General features: G+C 57.4%; 18 protein-coding genes and 1 riboswitch. Of the genes, 7 read left to right on the top strand and 11 right to left on the bottom strand.

Translation table 11 applies throughout. The features are described from left to right. Window positions 1-20: 20 nt before the first annotated feature. The gene (gene radC / locus CHB83_RS12980; RefSeq protein WP_082455386.1) at window positions 21-782 is read right to left on the bottom strand and encodes a RadC family protein; all 762 of its coding nucleotides are present in this window, start codon (window positions 780-782) and stop codon (window positions 21-23) included. A gap of 113 nt (window positions 783-895) precedes the next feature. Here radC and CHB83_RS12975 point away from each other — a divergent pair, with 113 nt between their 5' ends. The 5 genes from CHB83_RS12975 to CHB83_RS12955 all read left to right on the top strand — a co-directional run bounded on the left by CHB83_RS12975 (window position 896) and on the right by CHB83_RS12955 (window position 5,244). Next, on the top strand, window positions 896-2,143 hold the full coding sequence (locus tag CHB83_RS12975) for a metallophosphoesterase (RefSeq protein ID WP_045687576.1): 1,248 nt from the start codon (window positions 896-898) through the stop codon (window positions 2,141-2,143). Window positions 2,144-2,299: 156 nt separating this feature from the next. Then, a complete protein-coding gene (locus CHB83_RS12970; protein WP_089332945.1) occupies window positions 2,300-2,983 on the top strand; it encodes a hypothetical protein in 684 nt (227 codons plus the stop codon). 160 nt (window positions 2,984-3,143) lie between these two features. Next, window positions 3,144-3,809: a carboxypeptidase-like regulatory domain-containing protein gene (locus tag CHB83_RS12965; protein WP_089332944.1), complete on the top strand. Its 666-nt coding sequence runs from the start codon at window positions 3,144-3,146 to the stop codon at window positions 3,807-3,809. Between the two features lie 124 nt (window positions 3,810-3,933). Beyond that, window positions 3,934-4,851, top strand: coding sequence for a UV DNA damage repair endonuclease UvsE (gene uvsE / locus CHB83_RS12960; RefSeq protein WP_045687578.1), 918 nt, complete (start codon window positions 3,934-3,936; stop codon window positions 4,849-4,851). Window positions 4,852-4,896: 45 nt separating this feature from the next. Continuing rightward, the gene (locus tag CHB83_RS12955; RefSeq protein ID WP_052695028.1) at window positions 4,897-5,244 is read left to right on the top strand and encodes a hypothetical protein; all 348 of its coding nucleotides are present in this window, start codon (window positions 4,897-4,899) and stop codon (window positions 5,242-5,244) included. 72 nt (window positions 5,245-5,316) lie between these two features. Here CHB83_RS12955 and CHB83_RS12950 read toward each other — a convergent pair whose 3' ends face one another. Beyond that, complete coding sequence (locus CHB83_RS12950) at window positions 5,317-5,706, bottom strand: hypothetical protein (RefSeq protein WP_089332943.1); 390 nt, start codon at window positions 5,704-5,706, stop codon at window positions 5,317-5,319. A gap of 313 nt (window positions 5,707-6,019) precedes the next feature. After that, a riboswitch (SAM riboswitch) is annotated at window positions 6,020-6,111 on the top strand. Window positions 6,112-6,488: 377 nt separating this feature from the next. On the opposite strand from CHB83_RS12950, the gene CHB83_RS12945 reads away from it, so the two are divergent. Together CHB83_RS12945 and CHB83_RS12940 are read left to right on the top strand one after the other, a co-directional pair. Next, entirely contained in the window at window positions 6,489-7,493 is a 1,005-nt protein-coding gene (locus tag CHB83_RS12945; protein WP_045687580.1) for an ATP-grasp domain-containing protein, read from the top strand. Next, a complete protein-coding gene (locus CHB83_RS12940) occupies window positions 7,490-8,515 on the top strand; it encodes an LLM class flavin-dependent oxidoreductase (protein WP_055562287.1) in 1,026 nt (341 codons plus the stop codon). The genes CHB83_RS12945 and CHB83_RS12940 overlap by 4 nt, the downstream gene beginning before the upstream one ends. Window positions 8,516-8,621: 106 nt before the next feature. Here CHB83_RS12940 and CHB83_RS12935 read toward each other — a convergent pair whose 3' ends face one another. The 9 genes from CHB83_RS12935 to CHB83_RS12895 form a co-directional block, all read right to left on the bottom strand. Continuing rightward, on the bottom strand, window positions 8,622-9,785 hold the full coding sequence (locus tag CHB83_RS12935) for a serine hydrolase domain-containing protein (protein WP_089332942.1): 1,164 nt from the start codon (window positions 9,783-9,785) through the stop codon (window positions 8,622-8,624). Window positions 9,786-10,196: 411 nt separating this feature from the next. Further along, window positions 10,197-12,857 carry a glycosyl hydrolase 115 family protein gene (locus CHB83_RS12930; RefSeq protein WP_089332941.1) on the bottom strand — a complete coding sequence of 887 codons (2,661 nt, stop codon included), beginning with the start codon at window positions 12,855-12,857 and terminating at the stop codon, window positions 10,197-10,199. 276 nt (window positions 12,858-13,133) lie between these two features. After that, complete coding sequence (locus CHB83_RS12925) at window positions 13,134-14,228, bottom strand: endo-1,4-beta-xylanase (RefSeq protein ID WP_055562180.1); 1,095 nt, start codon at window positions 14,226-14,228, stop codon at window positions 13,134-13,136. 225 nt (window positions 14,229-14,453) lie between these two features. Next, a complete protein-coding gene (gene xylA, locus CHB83_RS12920) occupies window positions 14,454-15,785 on the bottom strand; it encodes a xylose isomerase (RefSeq protein ID WP_045689571.1) in 1,332 nt (443 codons plus the stop codon). Continuing rightward, window positions 15,763-17,286 carry a xylulokinase gene (locus CHB83_RS12915; protein ID WP_089332940.1) on the bottom strand — a complete coding sequence of 508 codons (1,524 nt, stop codon included), beginning with the start codon at window positions 17,284-17,286 and terminating at the stop codon, window positions 15,763-15,765. The genes xylA and CHB83_RS12915 overlap by 23 nt, the downstream gene beginning before the upstream one ends. 782 nt (window positions 17,287-18,068) lie before the next feature. Continuing rightward, window positions 18,069-20,252 (bottom strand): glycoside hydrolase family 3 N-terminal domain-containing protein, encoded by a 2,184-nt coding sequence (locus tag CHB83_RS12910; protein WP_089332939.1) that lies wholly within the window; start codon window positions 20,250-20,252, stop codon window positions 18,069-18,071. 170 nt (window positions 20,253-20,422) lie between these two features. Continuing rightward, complete coding sequence (locus CHB83_RS12905) at window positions 20,423-22,435, bottom strand: sialate O-acetylesterase (RefSeq protein WP_245855353.1); 2,013 nt, start codon at window positions 22,433-22,435, stop codon at window positions 20,423-20,425. Window positions 22,436-22,616: 181 nt separating this feature from the next. Further along, window positions 22,617-24,695, bottom strand: a complete 2,079-nt coding sequence (locus CHB83_RS12900) for an alpha-glucuronidase (RefSeq protein WP_089332938.1) — start codon at window positions 24,693-24,695, stop codon at window positions 22,617-22,619. Between the two features lie 57 nt (window positions 24,696-24,752). Then, the gene (locus tag CHB83_RS12895) at window positions 24,753-25,709 is read right to left on the bottom strand and encodes a glycoside hydrolase family 43 protein (protein ID WP_089332937.1); all 957 of its coding nucleotides are present in this window, start codon (window positions 25,707-25,709) and stop codon (window positions 24,753-24,755) included. Window positions 25,710-25,744 lie beyond the last annotated feature (35 nt).

Below are 25,744 nucleotides of genomic sequence, written 5' to 3'. Positions count from 1 at the left end.
CCCCTTCTGCGGCCAGTGCGTTACAGCAGCCCCTCATCGGCAAAGCTGAAATAGCCGTGGTCGGTATAAATCAGGTGGTCGAGCACCGGCAGATCGAGCAGCAGACCGCCTTCCTTAAGCTTGCGCGTGAGGCCAATGTCGGCGGCGGAGGGGTTGCGGTTGCCGCTGGGGTGGTTGTGTACCAAGATAATAGACGAAGCTAGTTGCTCCAGAGCCTCCTTAAAAATCAGCTTCGGGTCGGCCACGGTACCAGCTACCCCGCCCCGGCTGATGCTCACGCTACGCATCACTACGTTGGCCCGATTCAGCAGGATTACCCAAAACTCTTCGTGGGGTAGGTCTTGCAAGTGGGGCCGAATTAGGTAATAGATGTCGCGGGAGCTGGTGATGGTAGTGCGCGCCGCCGCGTCGGCCTCCTTACGGCGGCGCCCTAGCTCCAAAGCCGCCATAATGGTAATGGCCTTGGCCTCGCCAATGCCTTTTTGGCGCATCAGCTCTTTCAGAGAGAAGCGCGCTAGGGCGTTCAGGTCGTTGCCGGCCGCTTTCAGCACTAGCTTGGCCACATCCACCGCCGACAGCTTGGCCGTGCCCGATCCCAACAGAATGGCCAGTAGCTCCGCATCGGAAAGGGCAGCCCGGCCCTTTTGCATCAGCTTCTCCCGGGGGCGGTCCTCTTCGGCCCAGCTCTTGATGCTAAAAGATGGGGGCGTTTGGTAAGCAGCGGGTACTGGGGGAATAGTATCGTCGGATAGATTTTCAGTCAGATTGTCAAACTCTTGCATGGGGCACCGTTGTTGTAACGCCCGGAATTTAAAGCAAAAACTCCGCATCCGCGTCTGCCGCAGCGGCAAGCTGCACCAAACCAATTTTCACCGCGCGGGTTTGCCTTCAACGTATGTCAAGAACTGTCTTTCCTTTTATCTTTTTTGCGCTGGTGGCCGTGGGCGAATGGTACGGCTTCCAAGCAGTGCGCACGGCCCTGCAACACGCAGCGCCCGGCACCCGGCGCCTCTTTTCGGTTTTGTACTGGGTTGTAACGGTGGTGGTGTGGGTAATGGGCTTCTGGGCCCTGCGCAACCGGCACGAGCACCCTTCCTTTAAGTCGTACTTGGGGGGTGTGCTGCTGGCTATGATTGCCGCCAAGATTGTCATCATCATTCCGCTGCTGCTGGAGGATGTAGTGCGGGTAGCACGCTGGGCTTTTCAGGCTGGTTCGCGCAGTACCACGCCGGGCACTGGGCCCGCCATTTCGCGTAGCGAGTTTGTAAGCAAGCTGGCGTTGGTGTTAGGTGCCATTCCATTTGTGTCCCTAATTTGGGGTATGGCTAAGGGCGGCACCGATTACACTGTGAAGCGCGTAACGCTGCGCTTCCCCAACCTGCCCGCTTCGTTTGATGGCTTCAAGGTGCTACAGATTTCTGATCTGCATACCGGCTCGTTTCACTCCAAAGAGCCCCTACAGCGGGCCGTAAAAATCATCAACGAGCAGAACGCCGACCTGGTGTTCATGACCGGCGACTTGGTGAACAACTATGCTACGGAGGTAGAAGAACACATTGACACCCTGGCGGGCATCAAGTCCCAAAACCCTATCTACTCCATCCTCGGCAACCACGACTATGCCGACTATGTGAACTGGATGGAAGAAGGCGGACTGGCGGCCAAGCAAGCTAACTTGGCTCGCATCAAGCAAAACCACGCTAAAATAGGCTGGGAACTGCTGCTGGATGAAGCCCGCACGCTTGAGCGCAACGGCGAAAAAATCAGCATTCTGGGCGTGCAGAACTGGGGTGCTCGGGGTTTCGCGCAGTACGGCAAGCTAGACAAGGCCCACGCCGCCGCCGACCCCACGGTGCCCTTCAAGATCCTGCTTTCCCACGACCCCTCTCACTGGGATGGTCAGGTGCATGAGTACCCCGATATTGACCTCACGCTTTCGGGCCACACCCACGGTATGCAGTTCGGGGTGAACCTGCCCTTCCTGAAATGGAGCCCCGTGCAATACGCCTATAAGCAGTGGGCAGGCCTATACCAACGCGGCAAACAGTACTTATATGTAAATGCTGGACTGGGCTTTATCGGCTACCATGGCCGGGTAGGTTTCTTGCCCGAAATAACGGTACTGGAACTACGCCGAGCCTAGCCGTAAACGCGTATTAACAACCTCTAAAAGGCCACCTGCTAGTAACAGGTGGCCTTTTTATTGAATGAGGTTATCGGTAGGTAACCAGCTATATAGCTGAAGCGTATAGCTGCCATTATTCTCTCTCCCTCCACCCTCTCTCAACCTCCGATTATCATGAAAAAGACCTTGTTCCTGCTCTCGTGCGCCGTGGGCCTCACGATGGCATCTTGCTCACAAGACAAAACAGCGGATACCGCTACTACCGACGGCGCTGCGACTACTACTACCACGACTACCACGTCCACGTCGTACTCTGATGATGCTATTCAGCGCCGCGCCGACCGCATGGCCGCCGATATGGCCGCCAAGATGAAGTTTGACGAGGCTACCCGCGAAAAAGTACGCACGGCCTACATCAACCGGGGCAAACGCCTGGGCGAGTTGCAGCAGCAGTATGCTAGTGATACGGCGGGTAGGGCGGCGGCCATGCGCGATGCGTACGCCAGTTCCGACACGGAGTTCAAGTCTATCTTTACCGACCCTACCCAGTACTCCGCCTACGAATCGAGCCGGACGGAATACATGGACGACCGGTATATGGACGATGATGCCATGTCGGCTTCGTCTTCTGATATGAGCATGGACTCATCCGGCACCGGCAACTCAACCATGAGCAGCTCGGCGGGTAGCAGCATGAGCTCCGGCATGCAAGGCAGCGCCGATGGCGGTAAGATGAAAATTAAGCGCGACGGCGACGTGAAAATCAAAGATGCTGAGGGCAATAAAGCCAAGCTCGATGCCGATGATGGCACCATGAAGGCCAAGCCCGCTGACGGCGAAAAATCGGTAATTAAGTAAGCAGCGTGCTTATACCCACTTTGTAGCTTCTGAAATAGCCCGCATCTGCAACGATGCGGGCTTTTTTTGTCTCCCTTTTGCGTTAATCCGTCGATTCAATGCGGCCCCCGAAAGGTTTGCGCGACTTTTCCCAACTTAAGTGCGTTAGTTTGTTACGCTCATGATGTTTCGCTTGCCTGATTTTTTGTTGCCCCGTTGGTTTGTCTTGTTTGTGCTGGTACTGTGTGCCGGGACCGCAGCGGCGCAGGTACGCGTTACCGGCTCGGTGTCGGATGCCAGCACCCGCAAGCCTATTCCAGGCGCCTCGGTGGTAATTCAGCGCACCAGCCGCGGGGTAGTAGCCAACAATGAGGGCGACTTTAGCATCTCAGCCAACAATACCGACACGCTTATTTTCCGGGCTGTGGGCTTTAAGGCCCAACGGATGCCTTTGGGGGGCACGGGACTGTCGCAGTTTATCGTGCAGATCAAGCTCCAGCAAGATACCATCCGGCTGGGTGAGGTGCGCGTGCAGGAAGGCCGCCCCGACCGGGCTACCATCAACCGGGCCTTACGCAATATCAAGCGGCCTAGCACCGCACCCACCAGCGCCGTGAAGCGCCCACCGGCCCCCAAGCCCTTATTCCCCGTCGATTCGGCTGCGCCCAAGGCTCCTACTCCTAGCCTCGCTAGCCCCGTGAGTCTGCTGTATGAGCAATTCTCGCGCGAAGGCAAGCAGCGCCGGAAGATGGAAGAAATCAGGGCCGAAGAAGCCGCCGAACGGGCCCGCAAAGCTCGGCTGAAGTACAACAAAAACTTCAAGGACAACCGCGGGTATGAGGAGTAAAAAGCAGCCCTGTTGAGTTCTGTACTAGTATGCCTACCGCGTGAGTACACGCGCGTATCCGGCAAAGCACTACTACATCTAGTCCTGGGTTTATCCTTTCACTCGTTCTCTCGTAAGTCAGGGTATGAGAATCGGATATCCTTGCGTGAATGAGTCCTTGGACTGCACCGCTACCAGCACTTTCCGGTTGGCTTCGTACTCGGATGAACGAGTAGAGCTGGCCGTAGCCAATAACCTAGGCTGCTTACTGCGCATTTTGCAGTTCAACGTGGCTCAGGGCCTGCTCTTCTTCCGCATTGGGTCGGGCATAGTTCCCTTTGGCTCCCACCCCGTCAATGTGTTTCCGTGGCAGACACGCTTTGCCGACGAATTCCGGGCAGTAGGCGACTACATCAAAGCCCACCACATGCGCGTGTCTTTCCACCCCGACCAGTTTGTGGTTCTGAACTCCCCCGACGCGGGCATTGTGGAGCGTAGCATTCAAGAACTGGTGTACCAGGGCTCGATGCTGGACCTGATGGGCCTCGATAGCACCCACAAGCTTCAGATTCACGTGGGGGGCCTCTACGGGGACCGGGAGCTGGCCATATCGCGCTTTATCGATACGTACCGCCGCCTGCCTGCGGCCGTAACGGCCCGCCTAGTTATCGAAAACGACGACCGGCTGTTTAGCCTGCAAGATTGCCTGCGGGTGCACGCGGCCGTGGGTATTCCTATCCTCTTCGACAATTTTCACCACGAGTGCCTTAACCACGGGGAGCCGATGATGGAAGCACTGCGCCTAGCGGCTGCTACCTGGCACCCTGAACGCGACGGCGTGATGATGATGGACTATAGCTCCCAAGCGCTGGGCGAGCGAAAAGGCAAGCATACCGCTACTCTTGAAGAGGATTTGTTCCGCAATTTCTTGGTGGATGTGGGCGACCTGGACGTAGACATCATGCTGGAAATAAAAGACAAGGAAGCCAGTGCGCAGCGGGCTTGTGGCATCCTGCGCGACGTAGGACGCATTGCCATTCTGGCTGGGGCCACCACCGAATAACGCTGCCCTACCTTCTATCACCACCCTACCTTTTTCTCCTCCCTCATGGCTACTACCGACCTTCTTACCACAACAACGCACGCACTCCAAAACGGCCTGACCAGCATTCCGCTCAGCACCGCCATTGAAAATGCCGGAACCTGGAAGCAAGAATTGCTGCAAAGTGGCGAGCCTGCCTTGCAAGACATCAGCCGCGAACTAGGCAACCTGGAGTCTTTGCTTAGCATGGGCTCCGCCGGAATGGATGCTCGTGCTATTGGCGCTTCGCTCAGCATGCTCGGTAGCCAAACCTCCCAAGCGGCAGCCAGCGCCCCTAGCGAGTTGCGCGCTTCTCTCACGGCACTAGCCGATTCGCTACTTCGGGCTGGAGGCCAACTTGAAGAAGCGCAATAACTTACTTCTTACTACAGAAAAAGGCCCCGCACTATCAGTACGGGGCCTTTTTCTGTTTGTTAGCGTTACGTGCTATGGTCGAGGCGTAGTAGTATTGGTAGCAGGCGTGGTGCGGCGCAAGGTCCCCTGTGGTGTGGTAGTGCGGCGCGTACCAGGAGCAGTAGCAGGTGTTTCCAAGCGTATACTCCGCTCGTTTTCTACAGGGGTAGTGCGCATGGGCACCGTAGCCGGATTTTGGTCAATAGTACCCATCACACCTGATTGCGTGGGCGACGCGGTAGTTGGAGTCCGCTGGTCGATGGTGCCGGGGTTGGTGGCCGGGTTAGCGGGATTCACGGGTGGTACACGAGTCTGGTTGACGGCTCCACCGTACTGAGTAGAGGTGGGAGTAGTCTGGGCTTGCGTAGCCGTAGCGGCGCTTAGTACGAAGGTAGCGGCGAATAAAAGCTGATGGAATTTCATGGAAAAGAAGGCGTGGATGAATGAACAGGAATAGAGATGCCGCTCTGACGGGGCACCATACTGTATACGGATACGCTAGCAGCTCGACCACAAGCGCATTGTGTAATTTTTTGATATTCAATTGATTATATATTACACACTTCACCCTATACCGCATCGTAATTGTCTGTGTACAAGCTCTGCACGAGGCATGTAGAGAAGGTGGCTGCTCAGTAAGGCAAGGCCTTAGTCTGCTAGCCATTTAGTAACTCTTGGCTTTGTGGGTAATGCTGCTATACCTTTGCAGTATCAATTCTTTCTGACCAAAGGATTGTTTTTATACAGAGGCGTGGAGAGACAGGCTCTACGAAACGCCGGCAACCCTCAGAGTATCTGAAACGGTGCCAAGTCCTGACCATATAAAAACAACAAGCCGTGGCTTTAGCCAACACCTTCGCTGCTCTCCGTTTTGCCTCTTCTGCTCTCCGTGGGTCCTGTTGCCTTGTGCGCAGTTCGTCGGCGTGTTGGCTTCCGGTAGCAGCCTGTTGTTGGTGCTAGTTCACTTTCATCCCTGCCTTCTCTTTCGCCCCCGCCGATAATACTATCGGCTTTGTGGGTGCCACTTGTGCTTTGCCCTGCGGGCCACGCTAGCCACCTGCTAGTAGCGCCCGGGGCTGTGCGGCGCGGCACTCCGGCACTTCCCGCCGTGCGGCGTGGCGTACTGCCTCGCCCGCTTACAAAACGAGGTTGCTTATACCGCACCTTGCCTGTCTGAATTACTTCATTTCTTTCCTCTCTTGCACATGTCACAGCAATTGAAGCCTATTGGCATTTACTATGAGCACCCCGAGTGGTTTAAGCCGCTGTTTGCCGAGTTAGACCGTCGGGGCCTGCCCTACGAGAAAATTGACGCCGCCCATCACCTCTACGATCCTTCGGAAACGGAAAGCCGCTACTCGCTGGTAGTGAACCGCATGAGTTCATCGGCCTACCTGCGCGGGCATGGGCAGGGCATTTTCCACACGGCTGGTTTTGCTACTCACCTAGAGCGCCTAGGCGTGCGCATCATCAATGGGTCAGTGGCTACCAGCATCGAAACCAACAAGGCCCGGCAGCTTTCCTTGTTTGCCTCACTGGGCCTGAAGTACCCGAAGTCGTTTGTAGTAAACCACGCTTCGCGCATTGCCGATGCGGCCCAGCAGCTACAATTCCCCATTGTGGTGAAAGTAAACATTGGTGGTAGCGGCGCGGGCATTATCCGCTTTGATACCATTGAGGGCGTACAGGCGGCCGTGGAAGCTAATCAGATCGACCTGGGCATCGACCAGACGGCACTAGTGCAGGAGTACGTGACGCCCCGCGGCGGCAATATTCATCGTGTAGAAACGCTCAACGGCAAGTTCCTATACGCTATGAAAGTGTATACCACTGGGGAAAGCTTTAACCTGTGCCCGGCCGAAATCTGCCAGATTCCGGAGGAGCAATCGGCCGAGTTCTGCCTGACGGAGGCACCCAAAAAGGGAATTCAGGTGGAAGCCTTCACTCCGCCAGCCGATGTAATTGAGGCCGTGGAGCGCATTGTGGCCGCCGCTAAAATCGACGTGGGTGGCATTGAATACCTGATTGACGACCGTAACGGCGACGTGCTGTTCTATGACATCAACGCCCTCTCCAACTTCGTGGCCGACGCCGTGAACGTGGTCGGTTTTGACCCCTACGCGCGCTTCGTTGACTACCTAGAAACGGAACTGCTGGCTCGCACCAACGCGGCTTCGCATCCTGCCGCTCAACACGTTGCTTTTGTATGAGATACGGATATTGGATGCCCGTTTTTGGGGGGTGGCTGCGCAACGTAGAAGACGAGAACATGCGCGCCGATTGGGACTACGTAAAAACGTTGGCCCAGCGCAGTGAAGACCTGGGCTATGACCTGTCGCTCATTGCGGAGTTGAATCTCAACGACATCAAGGGTGAGGAAGCGCCTTCCCTGGATGCGTGGAGCACGGCGGCAGCCCTGGCAGCCGTCACCAAGAAGATTGAGCTGATGGTGGCCGTGCGGCCTACTTTCCACTCACCGGCGTTGCTGGCCAAGCAAGCCGCCAACATCGACCACATCAGCGGCGGCCGGTTGTCGCTGAACGTGGTATCATCGTGGTGGCAGGATGAGGCGAAGAAGTACGGCGTGCACTTTGAGCAGCACGACGACCGTTACGCCCGCACTGCCGAGTGGCTGCACGTGGTAGACAACCTGTGGAAGCAAGATCATTTCACCTTCGAGGGCAAGTTCTACAAAGTAACCGACTCTATTTTGCAGCCCAAGCCCGTGTCGCGCCCCCGGCCGTTCATTTACGCCGGCGGCGAGTCGGAAGCGGCCAAGAACCTTATTGCAGCGCAATGCGACGGCTACGTAATGCACGGCGACGAGCCGGAGGCTATTGGCCGCCGCATTCAGGACCTGAGCCAGCGCCGGGAAAAACTAGGACTGCCACCCATGAAGTTTGGCGTGGCCGCCTACTCCATTGTGCGCAACACGGAGCAGGAAGTGAAAAAGGAGCTGGAGCGTATTACTAACGTGCAAGGCTCGGCGGCTGGCTACAAGAACTACCAGCAGTGGCTGGCCGGTACGCAGCTCGAAAACCAGGTTTCTCTGCAAGACTACTCGGTATCGAACCGTGGCCTTCGGTCAGGCCTCACCGGCACCCCCGACCAGGTAGCGGAGCGCATTGCTGCCTTCGAGGCCGTAGGGGTAGATCTGTTCTTGCTACAATGCAGCCCGCAGCTAGAGGAAATGCAGCGGTTCTCCGAAGCTGTTATTCAGGTGCTAGCTTAAATCTTGCACAGGGCCACAAACAAGAAACCCGGGCAGAGTGCCCGGGTTTCCTGTTTGTGGCCCTGTGCCGGGCAGCTACCTACTGCCGTTAGCCAACTGCGTTGCACTACGCTTTCAAGGCTCCGAGCACACGCTTTATCAATTCGTTGGGGCTGCCATTGTGCCAGCGCCACACAATAACCAAGTCGTGCTCTGGATCAACCCAAATGGTGTTTTGGCCGGCGCCAAGGGCCGCATAGCTGGTAGCTGGCGCATCGGGCCAGGCTTTGCGGGTGGTATTGAGCCACCAGAGGTAGCCGTAGTCGGGCCCTACGGGGCTGGGGGTTGTGGCTTGCTGAATCCAAGCGGGTGATACTACCTGGCGGCGGCCCCACCGCCCCTGCCGCAGCATGAGGTAGCCAAAACGCGCTTCGTCGCGGGCATTGATGACGAGCCCCCCACCCCAGCGCGTACCTCCGCTTACCGAGGGCATCATCTTACCGCGGACGGTAGCTATGGCGTTTGGATAGGAAACCCACTGCCAAGAGGTAGAAGCCCCAATGGGGTCCAGTACTTCCTTTTTCAGCACCTCCGGCAATGGCCGCTCCCACACGCGCAGCAACGACAGGGCCAGCCGGTTGATTCGCACGTCGTTGTACTCATAGTAGGAGCCGGGCGCTTGTAGGGCACGGGGCTTCCGCTCGCCCCGGCCGAAGGCTTCGTGGCCAATAAAGTTGGCATTTTTACCCCACAGCTCCCCCTCCCACTCGCTGGTTTGGCGGGCGTGGTACTCCCACGTTATGGGCCGGTTCTGGGCTGATTCGTACCCGCCATCCTGCACGTATGTAGCTACCGGATCATGAATATTTTTGATTTTACCCCGGTCGATGGAAATGCCTAGAATGGTAGACAGGAAGCTTTTGGCTACGCTGTAGGTAGGATCGGCCCGCTTAGTATCGCCCCACTCGGCTACAATGTAGCCATGGCGCAGGATGATGCCGTTGGTAGCGGCGCGGCTGCTGGGAATAGGTCCCAGCAACTTGCCAAAAATCTCCTCCTGGGTAGAAAAATCAGGCGCCATTTGGGTGGTTTCCTGAGTTTTGGCAAAGGCTACCGCATCCGCAAGCCGGACAGAATCGAAGCCCGCCACGGCAGGTGCTTGGCGTTGCCAGGCATCGCCGGAGGGCGGAAAGTAGGCACCAGGGTGGGCAGTACTGATACTGGTAGGGGCCGGGCGAGTGCAGGCGACAAACGCCGGCAGAACCAGAAGAAGTATAGATTTAGGTAACATGGACAGCAGTAGCAAAGCGGAAGTAGAGTTCTGAAGCGCGGACGCATGCAGCGCACCGGAGCGAAGATAGGCCTCCTACTTCCGGCTCCAATATCAGCGGCTGCAGATCTTCTACCCCTTCAAAACCCACAAGCAGCACAGGCCAACCCTGATATTGGCCTGTGCTGCTTTACAAGTTAGGCTGGAGCGTTAAGAGTAACACGTCGTTGGTGCGCAAGGGCAGCGTATGCGTACACTTTCTATCTGAGCCCACGCGTAGACTCTTCTGCTGTACCGGCTTATCCGGAGTGGCGGCGTGCAACTGTCGTTGTTACTCCTAGACAACTGCGCTGGGTGCCCCCTGTAGGCTCAACTATCAGCAGATGATAACTAATACCCCAGCGCAGAGCTAAGTAAGGCTGGAGCAAGTAACTAGCGGCGCCCAACGCTCCCCTTTGTCGAGCCTGATACCGCAGCCGGGCTTTCTGGGGGGCCGAGGTAGCTGGCAGGCAACTCACCGTGGCTTACCACCAGCCTTTCCAGCACCACGCCGGGGTCCACACGCCAGAACTTTAGGGTATGCGTGCCAGCAGTAGCGAGGTTATGCTGGGAGGTTTTGATGAGGATGCTTTCTGCCACGGCCTGCTCCCAGGGCCTGTTCCCGTTGTCGGGCTTCAAGCCAGTATGCAGGTTGATGACCTGCGGCGTTTCATCGTCAATAGAAACGGCGTACCGCAACCCTTGGTCATTGGTGAAGTCAAGTGTGGGGGCCAAGTAGGCGCGCACCGTAACCGGCCCCGCTTGCTGCATAGTAATGGTGTACTCCAAGTGGGGCGACTGCCCCCCGGGCGTGGCCTGGGGCGCAGCCGTAACCGGGAATGATGTAACGGCCCCCAGCGTGCGGCCAAAATCGGGGAGGTGTTGCCAGGTAACCGGGCCAGTTGTTACGGCCTTGGTGTAGTGCTCGGCTTCTATGCTCACGTAGCCATTGCTCTCCTGAAAGCCAGCTCCGGCCGCTGCTGCACCACCAGCCTTGGGAGCCGCTACCGACGCAGTAGGCGTCGGCTGGCTGGTGGCATTCGCCAGGGTTTTTACTTCGGGCATTTTGTTGGCCTCGGGCTGCTGCCAGTAGGTGTAGCCAATGTGGGTTTGGTCCATCATGTGGTTCCACTTGCCGCCCGCCACTGCGTGGTAGCGGCGCGTAATTTCGCCGTCTTTGGCGTACAGGGCCTTGGCTTTTTCGGCCAGCGCATTCGTACTAGACAGGCCTTTTTGGGCAGCCTCCCGGTTCAGGGCAACGGTGTAGTATAGCTCGTTGAGGTTGGCGCAGGCTTGTACTGGGTGCAGCACAAGCTCGTAGTAAGCGTCGCGGGAGGCGGCCGGAATCTTTTGGTTGATAGCCTCAGCCCGCGTGAGTAACTGGTTGTAGTCGGCTACTACCGTTTCAAACTCCCGGAAGTTGGCGAGGCTATACGTGTTTTGGTCTAGTAGCTCGGGCTTACGGCGGGCGTTGTATTTGGCGTATTTGGCAAGGATGTCGGCAATGTCGGCGGCATGGCTGGGGCCAAACTGCTGAGCGGCCCACCGCTGGGTGTAGGCGGCTACGTCGGTGGCCTTAATGCGGTTGGGATTCCACGCGTAGTCCAGAAAAAACGAGATGGGAAGCTCCATGGGCTTGAGGTCACCCACGTTCACAATCCAGATTTGGTTGGCGCCGTACTCATGGGCCAAGTGCATTTGTTCCCAAATGCGGGGCAGCGGGTTTGTATTGAGCCACTTATAGTTGCGAGGCCCACCCACGTAGTCGAAGTGGTAGTAGATGCCGTAGCCGCCGTTACGGGGCTTCTCCCCTAGCTTTGGCAGCTTGCGGAGGTTGCCCCAGTTGTCGTCGCAGAGTAGTAGGGTTACGTCGTCGGGCACGCGCATGCCCCGGTCGTAGTAGTCTTGCACTTCCTTGTAGAGGGCCCACAGCTGGGGGGTTTGCTCGGCGGGTTTGCCGGTCGTCTCGGCAATAATCTTACGCTGATCGGCCACAATGCGCTCTAGCAGGGCAATATTGTTTTCCTCGCTCATGGGCTCGTCGCCGTCGCCGCGCATACCAATGCTCAGGATGTTTTCGCGGGTGCCCATGCGCTGCATGCCGCCGCGCCAAAACTCTTGCAAGGTGCCCGCATTGGTTTGGTAGTTCCAGGGCCCTTTGCCATACCGCCGCCACTCGTCATGAGCGCGCGTCAGAGGCTCATGGTGGGAGGTGCCCATCACAATGCCGTACTCATCGGCCAGCACCGGATTCTGCTTGTCATCATCGTTGAAGGCATTGCCCCACATAGCGGGCCACAGGTAGTTGCCTTTCAGACGCAGAATCAGCTCGAACATGTGAGCGTACATCTTGGAGTTGACGCCGCCGAATTTCTCCTTAGACCAGTTTTGCAGAGCCGGTGCTTCGTCGTTGATGAAGATACCCCGGTATTTCACGGCTGGCTCGCCCTGCGAATGCCCCCCCGCTGCCACGTACAACGCCTTTTGCTCCTTCGTGGGCACATCGGCCCACCAGTACCACGGCGACACCCCCATCTGCTGCGACACGTCGTAGATGCCGTAGATGGTACCGCGCTTGTCGCTGCCGGCAATGACGAGGGCGCGGTCAATGCCCGGCATGGGCTTTTCAATGGTTTGCACTACAAACGCTTCCCACTTCCCAGCTAAGGCAGCCCCGTTTAGTTTGCCGGCTTTCACAAGTCCGTCAATCAGGGGGCTTTTGCCCAGAGTGCCAATGAGCACTACTTCCTTACCCTTGGGTGCCTGGTCAGTAGTTAGCGTGGGCTGCAACTTTGTGACGCGGTTGATATCGGCCTGCAAGTCTTTGGCGGCACGCAGTACGCCTGGCCACTCAGAGGCGCTGGCGTACAGGGGGGCTGCTTTACCAGAAGCGGCCAGGGCGAAGCTACCCTTGCTTTTCTTAGCAGAAATATACGTGTCGCCTAGGCTAGATGGCGTGTCGGCCCAGCTTGGGGCACAGGCCAGTAGCAGCAAGGCACACAGCCAGCGGGCCAGCAAGGCCGGGCGTGTTGAATGGGAATGTGAAATGGGCATGAGCACAGAAAAAACTGTCATTGTAGTTTCTAGCCCTGGTCGCCTCGCCCCTAGCCCCTCTCCCAAAAGGCAGAAGGGAATGCAAGGCTAAATAACGAGCTAGTTTATATGCTTCTCCAGGATAGGCTAAAGCGGCTTAAAACGAAACTAGCGCTAGTCTTCCTCTATCCAGAGAGGAGCTAGCCAGGGGTGAGGCGACCAGGGCTAGAAACTGCTCTAACGCTCCGGTCAACTACGCCCTACCTCTCCTCAGCTGAGAAGGGAGCTTCGTGCCGTCTAGAACTTCACAACTTCCTGGTAAGCTCTCTTAGGCTTCAGGTTCTGATCGAAAAGCAAAGGGTAGTTTTTGCGGCCAGCTACCGGGTAGGTATCCAGCCAGCTGTACTGGTCCGACACGTTCCAGAAGGTCACGCCAGTCAGCACATTCTTGTAGTCGCGGAAGACGCGGAAAAACATCTTGTATTGCGCGGCCTGCTTCTGCTCCACCTCCGGCGTGTAAGTGTCCAGCTCGCCGGGGCGCTTCTCACGACGCTCCTTTTCCCAAGGATAAACAGACACGTCAAGCTCCGTAATCTGCACTTTCAGGCCCAGCGAAGAATACTGCTCAATGGCTTTGCGTAGCTCTGCTTCCGTGGGCTCCTGCAACGACCAGTGGCCTTGCAGCCCTACGGCATGAATCGGCACTTTGGCGTCTACTAGCTTCTTGAGCAGCTTGTACACCCGTTCGCGCTTTTCGGGGCGTTCCGTGTTGTAGTCGTTGTAGAACAGCACGGCTTTGGGGTCGGCCTCGTGGGCGTACTCAAAGGCCTTGGCAATGAAGTCCTCGCCGCAGATCTGGTACCACTCGGAGTTGCGCAGGAACTCGCTGGGGTTGTCGGCAATGGCCTCATTCACCACATCCCAAGCGTAGATTTTGCCTTTGTAGCGCTTTACTACCGTAAAAATATGATCGTGTAAGCGCTTGAGCAGCACTTCCTTGCTTACTGGCTTGCCCTGGGCATCTTTGAACAGCCACTTGGGCGTTTGTTCGTGCCAGAGCAAGTTGTGGCCGCGCACCCGCAGCTTGTTTGCCTGAGCGAAGTTTACAATGGCGTCGGCGTCGGTCCAGAAGTAGCGGTTTTCCTCCGGATGAATCGGCCCCATCTTCATGGCGTTTTCCGGCGTCACGCTGTTAAACTGCTGTTTTATCAGTTCAGCTTCCGCACCTTTAATCGACTGCGGCCCTACCGCCACGCCTATAGGGAAGTAGTTTTTGTAATAGTCTTTGAGGCCTTTGTCGGCGGCGGGGTGCTGGCTGCTGAGCAAGCCGGCGCAGCTCACGAGCAAGGCACCCAAGGCTAGTTTCGGAAAGGTAAAAACGGTGGATTTCATAGTCAGAACAAAGGATTCAGTTCGGGCAAACACATACAAAGCCCCCCACGGCCGATATAAGACGATGCGTCATTCATCAACAGCGGGAGGCTTTGGCTGCGGGCATGCAGGATAGCGAGGCCCTACCCTGCTACCCCCATCCGGCGCGCAAACGGCACCGGCCAGCCTCTCCCCTAGGGTTCCCACGCCCATATGGAAGGCCAGCCGGTTTCGTTTGGCAAACGCTTAGATGTACTGGTTAATAATGCTTTCCAACCACTCCTGCTTGCCGCTGCGGGGCGTGGGCTCGCCCGACTTGTGCGCAATGGTGCGCAGGTCTTCTAAGGTCAGCTGGCCTTTCTCAAAGGCGGCACCCTCACCCGAGTCGAACGAAGCGTAGCGCTCCTGACGGAACTTGCGGTAAGGCGACTTCTCCAGGATGTCGTTGGCTACCACCAAGGAGCGGGCAAACGTATCCATGCCACTGATGTGGGCAATGAAGATATCCTCCAAGTCGGTAGAGTTACGCCGAGTTTTGGCGTCGAAGTTGATGCCACCGTGCTGGAATCCGCCGGCCTCCAAAATGATGAGCATAGACTCGGTCAGCTCATTGAGGTTGTTGGGGAACTGGTCGGTGTCCCAGCCGTTCTGGTAGTCGCCGCGGTTGGCGTCCATAGAGCCCAGCAGGCCCGCATCGGCGGCTACCTGTAGCTCGTGCTGGAAAGTATGGCCGGCCAGCGTGGCGTGGTTTACTTCCAGGTTCAGCATGAAATCGTCTTGCAGGCCGAACTCCTTCAGGAAGCCAATAACGGTAGCAGCATCGAAGTCATACTGGTGCTTGGTGGGCTCGGCTGGCTTGGGCTCGATGAAGAATTTACCCTTGAAGCCCTGCTGACGAGCGTAGTCGCGCGCCATTGTCAGGAAGCGGCCCATGTGCGCTAGCTCGCGCTTCATGTCCGTGTTCAGCAGGGTCATGTAGCCTTCGCGGCCACCCCAGAACACGTAGTTTTCGCCGCCCAGGGCAATCGTAGCATCAATGGCATTTTTCACCTGGGTAGCGGCGTGGGCTACTACCTGAAAATCGGGGTTAGTGCTGGCCCCGTTCATGTAGCGCGGGTTAGAAAACACGTTGGCCGTGCCCCAGAGCAGCTTAATACCGGTTTCGCGCTGCTTTTCCTTGGCGTACTCTACAATGGCTTGCAGATTGCTCTCGTACTCGCTCAACGATGCGCCTTCGTCTACCAGGTCAACGTCGTGAAAGCAGTAGTAAGGCGTGCCCAGCTTGGTGAAGAACTCAAAGGCGGCATCCATCTTGTCGTAAGCGCGACCCAGAATATCGCCCTTGCTGTCCCAGGAAAACTGCTTGGTGCCGGGGCCGAACGGGTCGCCCCCGGTGCCCGTGAAGGTGTGCCAGTAGGAAGTGGCAAAGCGCAAGTGCTCCTTCATGGTTTTGCCGGCCACAATGCGGTTCTCGTCGTACCACTTAAACGCCAGTGGGTTGTCTGACTCCCGACCTTCGAACTTAATGGTGTCGATGCCCTTGAAAAATTCCGTTTTAGAAAGCGTGCTGGTTGACATGCGATTGGGTGGTTGAGTGACCTAAAACTTGTTGTAGTGTATGGTTCCAATGACCGTAAGCGGCCTGGTACTGGTCTTGCAAGCTGGGCTTAGGCTCTAGCGTGAGAATGCGCTCTAGGCCTGCAAATGCCTCGGCGGCACTAGCGTATACGCCCGCGCCAATCCCAGCGCCGCGCGCGGCGCCTTGGGCGGCATCAGTATTGTAGAGTTCCAGCTCCACGTTGCCGGAGTTCACGAAGGCCTCCCGGAATAGTGGGCTCAGAAACATGTTGGCATTGCCGGCGCGCACCTTGCGCACCTGTACTCCTGACTCACGCATGATGTCCATGCCGTAGTTCAGGGCGAAGACGATGCCCTCTTGCGCAGCGCGCAGCACATGCTGGCGGCCGTGGGTATTAAAGCTCAGGCCCCGAAGCTCGGCGGTAGTAGGCCTGTTTTCTAGCACCCGCTCCGCCCCGTTGCCGAAGGGCAGAAATACCAGTCCTTCGGCCCCTACTGGGGCAGTAGCGGCCAGGGTGTTCATTTCGTTGTAAGAAATTTCGCCCACCACTTTGCGCAGCCAGCTGTTCAAGATGCCCGTTCCGTTCACGCACAGTAGCATGCCATTGCGAGGTTGAGAGGGCGTGCTGTTCACGTGCACAAAGGCATTCACGCGGGAGCGGGAATCTACCACGGGCTGGTCGCTGATGCCGTATACTACGCCAGACGTGCCCGCCGTAGCCGCTATTTCGCCGGGCTGCAGTACGTTGAGCGAAAAGGCGTTGTTGGGCTGGTCGCCGGCGCGGTAGCAGATGGGCGTCCCGGCCGTAAGGCCCAGTTCCTGGGCAGCTTCGGGCGTGAGGCGCCCCTGCTCGGCAAAGGTGTCTACTACTTCGGGCAGCAGGTCGCGGCTGATGCCGTAGTAGTCCAGCAGGTCTTGCGCAATGGCCTGCTCCCGGAAGTTCCAGAACACGCCTTCCGAGAGGCCCGAGATGGTGGTGCACAGGCGCCCCGTCATCTGGAAAGCAATGTAATCACCTGGCAACTGAATTTTGTCAATCTGCTCGTACAGGTCGGGCTCGTTTTCTTTCACCCACTTCAGCTTGGAAGCTGTGAAGTTGCCGGGCGAGTTGAGGAAGCTGTTTAGGCAGAAGTCTTCCCCCAACCCCTCGAAGGCCTGGTTGCCAAAGTCTACGGCGCGGCTGTCGCACCAGATGATGGCGGGACGCAATACCTTGCCGGCCTTATCTACCAGCACCAAGCCGTGCATTTGGTAGGTGATGCCAATGCCGGCTACCAGGGAAGTATCGAACCCGTATTCGGCTTTGATTTGGTGGGTAGCGTTTACAACCTCCTGCCACCAACGCTCCGGGCGCTGCTCCGCCCAACCCACCATGGGGGCCGAGATTTCCATTTCCGTTTTCGGTGAAGTAACGCTGGCCAGGCAGCGGCCAGTAGTGGCATCCAGCAGGGCTACTTTTATAGAAGAGCTGCCGATATCATAGCCGAGCAGGTATTTCATGAGAGAGTAGTTTCAGGCGAGAGGAAGTGGGCGGGGGCATCAACGTCGGGACAATACCACGGAACGAAATAATTCTATTTCATCCTACACAATACAGTTTTCAAACCGTGGCTACCTGAGCGTATCCCAAGGACTAGATCAGACTATTGTTTCTCGAATATACAGTAAGTACCTACACACCTTTCACCCGAAATAGGCTTCAGCGCCTTGCATTCGTAATAAAAATACCGAAACCGTTTTCGGAAACGTTTTCGATAGGTAGAGGCAGGCAAATTTATTTTCGTACTTATTATCCAAATAGTCAAAAACCGGCGGGGTCTGCCGGTTTTGTGACGCCAAACTCCTTGGAAGGAAAAATTCTATTCGACGTCATCTATATTTCTTATCATCGGCAGTGCCTCGTTGTATTGCTGCGCGCACACTTTTTCAGTAGTAATACATTGTCCTTCAATCAATTGACTAGCACTTACCCCAACTACTACCAACAACTACAAGTCCACAGCTCCTTGATGACCCTCGCACCGAGCATCCTTGTACATCCAATACGCGCACCTTCGTAAGCTGGTTGGTACTGCAGAGGGTGAAGCACTTACTGGCCGAGGGGTTGCGCAGAAGTGTATGGTTATTGCGCACGCCAATGTTGTGGCCTGCTAGCACCAGCCAGTACTATGGAACCCTGGCTAGTGCTGGTAGGCAGAAGAGGCAACGGTGGCCGCCAGACGCGCGGAAGACCCGAGCAAAGAGCATGGAGGAAGAGTTGACAGCTTGGGAAAAGGGCACCTTTAGCGCACCGCAAGGGTAGCCGTAGCGGGCTTGCTAGCTCCAAGGGTTTGGCTACGCGCCGAGGGTAGGGACCCACCCACCGCAATGGTTACCGGGCCCGTAGGAGCCACCGATTTGCCTTGGGCATCAATCAGAGCCAGTTGCTCAGGCGTGAGCGTGAACTTGACCGTAGTGCTGGCACCAGGCTGCAACGCCACCCGCCGGAAATTTTTGAGAGCGTAGCGCGGAATCTGCTGGCCTTGGCGGGGCGTGTGCGTCAGGTAAAGCTGCACCACTTCTTCCCCAGCCATTTTGCCAGTATTGCGCACGGTGGCTTCCACTTCTACGGGCTTGTTCTTAGCTGCCTTCTTGGGCAGCTTCAGGGTGCCGTACTCAAACTTGGCGTAGCTCAGGCCGTAGCCGAAGGGGTACAGTGGTTCCTGGGTCATGTAGCGGTAGGTGCGGCCCAGCATGCCGTAGCTTTCATAGGCGGGCAGCTGATCGAGGCTCTTGGGGAAGGTAATGGGTAGCTTGCCTGAAGGCGACACTTTCCCAAATACGATGTCGGCCACGGCGTTGCCGCCTTCCTGGCCGGGGTACCAAGCCAGAACTACCGCGTCGGCCAGCTCGTGTACTTCCGCTAGGTTCATGGGGCTGCCTCCGGTGATGATGGCTACCAAGGGCTGCTGATTGTTTTTGCGTAAGCCCCGCAGGAAGTCAATCTGATTTTGGGGCAGGTTGTAATCGAGCCGGTCGCCGAAGGATGGGGAAGCAATGGATTCGCCCTCTTCTCCTTCCAGCAGCCCATTGATGCCCAGCACCACAAACGTAGCGTCGGAGGTGCGGGCCGTGCCGCTTACCCAGTCTACGCCGTTTTGGTTAGGCCGGTCGAGTAGGGCGCCGGGGCGGTACTGCATTTGGCTGGCAGGGCTCACGCCCGCCACCAGGCCTTCCAGAATGGTCTTCATCTCCGGGTTGACGCCGTAGTAATTACCAAGCAGAGCATCCAGATTCGCCGCGTTGGGGCCCGTCACGAAGTATTTCGCTAAGTCGTTGCGCAGAGGTAGCACGCCGTTGTTCTTGAGCAGCACAATAGACTTTTGCGCAGCCTCCCGGGCCAGGGCACGGTGCTTGGGACTGTTGATGACGTCCGTAGACAGCTTGTCGTAGGGGCTGCTACCGGGGGCGTCGAACAGACCCAGTTTGAACTTGGTCCGCAGCAGAATGGCCAGGGAGCTATCCATCTGCGCCTCCGTCGTCAGGCCCTTCTTCACGGCCTCGGGCAGGTAGGGATACACGCTACCACAGTTCAGGTTTACGCCCCGTTGCAAGGCCAGCGCGGCCGCTTCTGCCGGTGTTTTCACCACCTTATGCCCCTGGTAAAAATCCACCAGCGCCCAGCAGTCTGACACAATATGGCCCCGGAAGCCCCACTGCTTGCGCAGCACATCCTGCAGCAAGTAGGTATTACCGCAGCACGGCTCTCCATTGGTGGCGTTGTAGGCGCACATTACGGCTTCCACATTTGCATCCACCAACTGCTTGAAAGCGGGCAGGTAGGTTTCCTGCAAATCCTGGGGCGAGGCTACTGCGTTGAACTCGTGCCGGAGCTTTTCGGGGCCGCTGTGCACGGCAAAGTGCTTGGCGCAAGCGGCTACTTTCAGGTGCTGCGGGTCGGGGCCCTGCAAGCCCTTCACAAATGCTACCCCCAGGCGCCCCGTAAGGGTTGGGTCCTCACCGTAGGTTTCCTGCCCCCTTCCCCACCGAGGGTCGCGGAAGATGTTGATGTTGGGGGTCCAAAAAGTAAGGCCGCTATACTGCTGGCGGTAGCCCTTAGCCACGGCGGCATTGTACATGGCCCGCGCCTCGTCGGAAATGGCTGTAGATACGCGTAGCGCCAAGTCATCATCGAAGCTGGCTCCGAGCCCAATGGCCTGCGGAAATACAGTGGCCGCACCAGCCCGCCCTACCCCGTGCAGGGCCTCGTTCCACCAGTTGTACGCCGGGATATTTAGCCGCTCAATGGCCTTGCTGTTGTACATCATCTGATCGGCCTTTTCTTCTAGGGTGAGGCGCGAAAGCAGGTCTCGCACCCGCACACTGACAGGCTTAGAGGGGTCGAGGTAGGCGGCTGGGGCTTGTTGGGCTTGGCCCGATAAGCTCAGACAGGCCAGGAAGCCGGAGAAAAGCAAACGTTTCTTCATATGGTGGGAAAGGTGGAAGTATGAGGCAGGCAGCGCGTAGCAATAGCAGGTACACGGAAAAACCGGCAACAGGAATGCGCTGCACAAGGCGGATACGCGCTTGAATTCAGCGCACTACAAGCAAGGTCGAACAGGTAAGAGGGGTAGCCCCCCGGAGCGGTAGCCGGTTTTTATTGAGCTGGTGCGGTTGCCGACACGCTGGCCTGGAAGGTAGAAGCTGGTAATCCTTCCTTATTGTAGAGCTTAGTGCCCTCGGGGTTGTCGGCCCAAGCGTAGCGCACCGATACGGGCTGCGGTACCTGGTCGCTCCAGACTACTACCTTGTTGCCTTCAATTTTGGCGTTAGCCCAAACGTACTTCTTGTCGGCACCTGCAATAGCAAAGTACTGCAAGTTGTCGCCGCCCTTTGCTACCAGACCGCTACCCGTGTTGGTGAAAGAAATCGTGGCTTTGTTGCCGTTCACCTGCATCGACTGGTACAGGGGCCCCATGCCCACAATCTTCTTCTCGCCGTAGGCCACTGATTGCGCGGCCAGCGCCAGGCGGTGGCCTACTGTCTGCTTATCAAGGGGGTGAATATCGTTCCACTCGCCCACATCCAGGAGCACTGCCATACCCGTATTAGGCACGGCCAGCGTGCGGCGCTGCGCATCACGCAGGGCCGCCCAACCACTCTCGCTGGGCTCCTTCCTCACGGCCATGAAGTTGGGTAGCTGCGCGTACACGAAGGGCAGGTTGGGGCGCCGCATTTGCTGCCGCCAGTCGGTGATTAGGGAGGAAAGCAGGGACTGGTAATCCTCCGGGTGGCCAGCATTCGACTCGCCCTGGTACCAGAGCACGCCTTTTACAGCGTACGGCAGCACGGGCGCAATCATGCCATTATACAGTCCTCCGGGTTGGTATTGAAAGGTAGTAGTACCGGGCGTGGGCGACATGGTGGCGCCTAGCTTGTACTGCCACGGTCCGCGCAGGTCAATGGTCTGCCCGCCACTGGTGAGCTGGTAACTTTTACCCATCGTAAAGCCTCCACGGCCTCCGTTGCTAATCAGCCGCACAACTATCACGTTTTTGCCGGCCTTAAGTACGCCGGGCGCAAAGTCGTACTTGCGGGGTGGGTACTGGTAGCCCGTAGTGCCTACAAGTTGGCCATTGATGTAGGTAGAGTCGGCGTCAACCAGCGTACCTAGCTCTAAGCGGGCCGGTTTGCCTACCATACTGGCAGGCACCTCTACCTCTTTCCGAAACCACACCACGCCATTCACAGGGCCCAGCGGTGTTTGATCGGCCCAGTAGCCCGGCACATTCATAGAAGCCCAGCCGCTGGCATCATAGCCCACCGCCGACCACTTAGTCTGACCTGGTGCTTCGCCCTGATCGGTTTGATGCAGGCGCTTATACCAGTCGGCTACGGCGGCGCCTTCCCGCTGCTTGATACCAGCTACCAGGGCACTGTCTCGGTACTTAGCGCCCTGCTGCTCGTACGTGGGGAACTGCTTGAGCGCCCCGGCGCTCAGCCAAGCCTCGGCCGGTGAGCCGCCCACTGCATCCTTAATAATACCTACCGGCACCTGGTATTTTGCGCTTATCTCCTTAGCGAAGAAGTAGGCCACCGCTGAAAACTGCAGGATACTTTGCGGGTCGGCGGCCACCCAGGAACCACCCGTCAGGTCGGTTTGTGGTCCGCTGAAGGCGTAGGTTAGCGGCACGTTAAACTGTCGGATGCGCGGGTTATTGGCCTGGGCTACTTCCTGCGGGTACTTGTCGCGTACTCGGCTCATGGGCGTTTCCATGTTCGACTGCCCCGAGCAGAGCCACACGTCGCCCACCAGCACGTCCTTCAGCGTGATACGGTTGCTGGCTGTAATATCCATCTGGTACGGCCCACCAGCTTTCAGTGCAGGCAGACTGATCTGCCATTTGCCGTCGGCACCAGTGGTAGCTTGGTAGGTTTTCCCGTTGAACTTCAAGGCAACTTTCTCGCTGGGTTTGGCCCAGCCCCAAATGTTCACCTTCGTGTCGCGTTGCAGCACCATTCCGTTGCTGACCAGCTTTGGCAGGCGCACTTGCGCAGTAGTTTGGGTGGGTGTCAGCAAACAACTGCCGAGTAACGCCAGCAACAGGCCTTTCCGACCCAGGGTAACTGGCCCAGGAAGCAAGGTGCCAGAAAAAAGGGGATGCATCATTTGAGGGGTTGATTAATACATGTAACGTTGGATTTGCCTCGTGGTCCGTGGCCTGAACCAGACGGCGAACCAGGTAAACCAGGCCTAGCGGCTAGGCAGTGCCCACACCCTGATTGTTAGAGCGGGCTTCAGGTGGTATAGCGGACTAAACCTCTGACAGGGAACTCATCTTGGCAGGCCGCTAATTCTCTTGCCCCCTTGGGTGCATGTCATTGGCGATAATGGCATCCAGATTACTTGCCGGCGGCTCTATGGTAGCGGGTAGTGGCATGTGGCTGAACTGTTGGAAGTACAGCAGGCAAGCATCTTTCCACTGCACAGCATTACCGCTTTGGCTCCGCAGTTTGTACTGCACCACGGCAAACCGCTCCGCATCTACGTAGGGCTGAGCCTTGTCCCACACTTTTTGAAACTGGCGCACCTGCTGCACGCCCTTGTCGTAGTGGTAGCCCAACTCTTCCCACAGGGTATGGCCGCTTTTCATCTTGAAACTCCACGGCAAGTGATGGAACCACAGTAAGTACTCATCGGGGCAGGTTTGGGGATTGTTAAACTGAGAAGCCAACGGCTCGTGGTACTGGCTTACCGCGTTGCTGCCGGTGGTGGTGCGGTTGAAGCCCACGCCCGCGGAGTCGGCTTGGTGGTAGTAGGGCGGCGTCCAGTCGGCGCGCATTTTGGGTGGTGCCCACCACGGCCCGGGGCCATAGTGCCCACGGGTGGCCGACATAATATGGTGCAAGCCCAGCGGCATGGAGTAGTTCACGGCGGCTTCCCGGCTATCCAGCATCATCTGCTTCACCGGACCCAGGAAATTAGTATTCCAGTCGGCGGCGTACTGCGGGGCGGCGCTTTGCGGAGCAGCGGCGCCAGAAAACGTGAGCTTAAGCCACTCGTCTGCTATCTGCGCACTCTTGAGGGTGTTGTTCCAGGCCAGTCGGCCGAAGGCATACCAGTTGGCTTGGGCAAAATCGTGGCCGGTCCAGTTGGTATCCAGGCCTACGTTAGATACCCCGGCCATGGCCGTGTGCTTTTGCGGGTACACGCGGCCATCGGTGCAGCGGGCCACCGTGCTGCCCGGCCCGGCTTGGTACGTATCGCTTTGCAGGCACTCCTCCCACATCGTGGACAAGAACACCAAATCAATGGCGTGCCCCAGGTACTCTTGAGTTATCTGAAACTCAGGCATTACGGAGGTTTTCTTCAGCGCCCCGAAGAGCGGACTGAACGGCTCGCGGGGCTGGAAATCAACCGGCCCGTTTTTTACCTGAATGATGACATTGTCCCGAAATTTACCATCCAACGGCACAAACTCATTGTAGGCCTGTTTTGCCCGGTCCTTATCATTGGGGCTGTACACAAAGGCGCGCCACATCACTATTCCGCCATAGGGCCTTACCGCGTCGGCCAGCATGTTGGCGCCATCGGCGTGGGTGCGGCCGTAGTCCTGGGGGCCGGGCTGACCTTCACTGCTGGCCTTCACCAGAAAGCCGCCGAAGTCCGGAACGAGCCGGTAAATTTCTTTGGTCTTGCTCTGCCACCAGGTAGCCACGGCCGGGTCGAGGGGGTCTGAAGTCTTTAGGCCACCCAGTAATGCCGGCGAGGTAAACTTCACCGCCAGATACACCTTCACTCCATACGGCCGGAATACGTCGGCAATGGCTTTCACCCGGCCTAGGTACTCCGGCGTCAAAATCAGTTGAGAAGCGTTGACGTTATTGATGACGGCACCATTGATACCCACGGAGGCATTGGCGCGGGCGTATTCCTGCCAGCGGGTTTTATCCTCGGCGGTAGTCACCAAAGCGTTGTCTTTGCGCCAGAATATGGATTGCCCGGCATACCCGCGCTCCACCGACCCATCGGGGTTGTCCCAGTGGTTTAAGAGGCGGTACTCATAAGAGGGATTCGAGAGGGCATCTGACACCGCCTGCCCGGTTTGTTGGCGCCGCAGCAACTCAAACACTCCGTACAATAGGCCCGCCTCCGTAGTAGCCTGCACCCCGTTCGGGCTGAGGTGGAATCCATCGAACTTAATGGCTTTATCTTTCTTAATAGTCAGCGCCACCGACGCTCCAGCTTTTCCACGCCAGCCTTGCTGTAGCTCCTGCTTGGCCGTAGCAACTATGGCCGAGTTTTTCGCGGAGGATACCACCTTAACGGGTGCCGCTTGTTGCTTGCGGAGCCACAGTTGATGGCCGTCTTCGGCGCGCAAACCGGCGGGGAGGCTCAGGAGCAGAACGATTAGAAAAAGGGTTTTCATAGCGGAAATTATGTAGGTCAGGTGGGTGAGAAGCGGGGCAGGAAGGCCGCCAGGCCACTATTTCGCTGGCGCTACGCCCTCCGTCGTCTGCATTATTTTCTGAATGGTGCCATCGGGATTGTAGCGCAGATAATCCACGCAGATGGAGCGCCGGTAGCTGCCACCGGTGGGCAGGGCACCATTGTGGTAGAAAAAGTAGCTCTTGCCCTTGTAGTCGATGATGCCGGGGTGCGTAGTAAAGCTGTTGGGCACATTTTCCTGAATAATGCCTCGGTACGTCCAGGGCCCGGTGGGGCTGGTGGCCGTGCAATACTCAATCATTTCGGGCTTCGTGCCGGCGCTGGCATACACGAGGTAGTACAGCTTCTTCCGCTTGTACACCCAAGGGCCCTCGATGTAGTTCTTGGGTGTGAAGGTGGTGACAGGGCCGGCTAGCTCGGTCATGTTATCCTTCAGCTTCACCCATTTACAGCTTCCATTGCCCCAGTACATGTAGGCCTGCTTGTCGTCATCGATGAACACCGTGGGGTCGATGTCGTCCCAGGCGTGGGGCTTGTCCTTGGTCATTTCATTGACGACGAGCGCCTTGCCAATGGCATCCTTGAACGGCCCGGTTGGTCTATCTGACACAGCCACCCCGATGGCTGCGCCGCCTTGGCTGTTATCGTCTTTCTTATGAAACGTAGACACGAACCAGTAGAACTTGCCATTGCGGTAAACGCATTGTGCAGCATAGGCATCACCGGTAGCCCAGGCGAAAGTGCGCGGCGATAGGCGTTTACCGTAATCCTTCCAGTGCACCATGTCGGTGGTGGAATAAATGCGCCAGTCGGGCATTTTGTAATTTGTTTCGGTTACTGAGGCTGTATCGTGGCCGGTGTAGAGAAACAGCGTATCGCGGTATACCAGCGGCGCCGGGTCGGCCGTGAACACGTCTTTAATAATCGGGTTTTGCGCCTGCGAAGGGAAGTAAACTCCGGAGGCAAGCAGGGCAATGAGCCAGGTCTTTTTCATTGGAGCAGGTAGTGGGTGGGAAGACTACGCAGGCC

This window comes from Hymenobacter mucosus (assembly GCF_900188255.1).
Classification (GTDB): domain Bacteria; phylum Bacteroidota; class Bacteroidia; order Cytophagales; family Hymenobacteraceae; genus Hymenobacter; species Hymenobacter mucosus.
Note: the sequence above shows the minus strand (reverse complement) of the source record. Positions and strands in the feature narration are given on the sequence as shown.

Coding starts and splice junctions, on each gene's coding strand:
- xylA (WP_045689571.1), bottom strand. CDS start 15,785: ATGTCAACCAGCACGCTTTCTAAAACGGAATTTTTCAAGGGCATCGAC.
- CHB83_RS12950 (WP_089332943.1), bottom strand. CDS start 5,706: ATGAAATTCCATCAGCTTTTATTCGCCGCTACCTTCGTACTAAGCGCC.
- CHB83_RS12910 (WP_089332939.1), bottom strand. CDS start 20,252: ATGAAGAAACGTTTGCTTTTCTCCGGCTTCCTGGCCTGTCTGAGCTTA.
- CHB83_RS12970 (WP_089332945.1), top strand. CDS start 2,300: ATGAAAAAGACCTTGTTCCTGCTCTCGTGCGCCGTGGGCCTCACGATG.
- CHB83_RS12965 (WP_089332944.1), top strand. CDS start 3,144: ATGATGTTTCGCTTGCCTGATTTTTTGTTGCCCCGTTGGTTTGTCTTG.
- CHB83_RS12945 (WP_045687580.1), top strand. CDS start 6,489: ATGTCACAGCAATTGAAGCCTATTGGCATTTACTATGAGCACCCCGAG.
- CHB83_RS12915 (WP_089332940.1), bottom strand. CDS start 17,286: ATGAAATACCTGCTCGGCTATGATATCGGCAGCTCTTCTATAAAAGTA.
- CHB83_RS12900 (WP_089332938.1), bottom strand. CDS start 24,695: ATGAAAACCCTTTTTCTAATCGTTCTGCTCCTGAGCCTCCCCGCCGGT.
- CHB83_RS12930 (WP_089332941.1), bottom strand. CDS start 12,857: ATGCCCATTTCACATTCCCATTCAACACGCCCGGCCTTGCTGGCCCGC.
- CHB83_RS12975 (WP_045687576.1), top strand. CDS start 896: ATGTCAAGAACTGTCTTTCCTTTTATCTTTTTTGCGCTGGTGGCCGTG.
- radC (WP_082455386.1), bottom strand. CDS start 782: ATGCAAGAGTTTGACAATCTGACTGAAAATCTATCCGACGATACTATT.
- CHB83_RS12925 (WP_055562180.1), bottom strand. CDS start 14,228: ATGAAATCCACCGTTTTTACCTTTCCGAAACTAGCCTTGGGTGCCTTG.
- CHB83_RS12895 (WP_089332937.1), bottom strand. CDS start 25,709: ATGAAAAAGACCTGGCTCATTGCCCTGCTTGCCTCCGGAGTTTACTTC.
- uvsE (WP_045687578.1), top strand. CDS start 3,934: ATGAGAATCGGATATCCTTGCGTGAATGAGTCCTTGGACTGCACCGCT.
- CHB83_RS12940 (WP_055562287.1), top strand. CDS start 7,490: ATGAGATACGGATATTGGATGCCCGTTTTTGGGGGGTGGCTGCGCAAC.
- CHB83_RS12935 (WP_089332942.1), bottom strand. CDS start 9,785: ATGTTACCTAAATCTATACTTCTTCTGGTTCTGCCGGCGTTTGTCGCC.
- CHB83_RS12905 (WP_245855353.1), bottom strand. CDS start 22,435: ATGATGCATCCCCTTTTTTCTGGCACCTTGCTTCCTGGGCCAGTTACC.
- CHB83_RS12955 (WP_052695028.1), top strand. CDS start 4,897: ATGGCTACTACCGACCTTCTTACCACAACAACGCACGCACTCCAAAAC.